Below are 210 nucleotides of genomic sequence, written 5' to 3'. Positions count from 1 at the left end.
AAAAGTAAGTGTTTGTGTAGCGTCTGAGTCTCCATCATCAATAGCAGTTGCCCATCCATTTACGGTTTGTGCTCCTGTATCTTCATTAACGGATTCATTAGCACCTGCAGTAAAACTTGGTTCATCGTTTACGGTATTTACTGTAATGGTAAATTGTTGTGTAGCAAACGTATCATCACCGCCATTGGCTGTACCTCCATCATCAGATAG

General features: G+C 41.0%; 1 protein-coding gene. It reads right to left on the bottom strand.

Features of this window, described 5'->3' with window-relative positions:
- Window positions 1-210 (bottom strand): hypothetical protein (locus Q0921_RS25005; RefSeq protein ID WP_299261903.1); only part of this gene is annotated, 210 nt, incomplete at both ends.

It is taken from the genome of uncultured Aquimarina sp. (genome assembly GCF_947496855.1).
In the GTDB taxonomy this organism is placed as follows: domain Bacteria; phylum Bacteroidota; class Bacteroidia; order Flavobacteriales; family Flavobacteriaceae; genus Aquimarina.
This window is presented reverse-complemented; position numbering and strand designations above follow the sequence as displayed.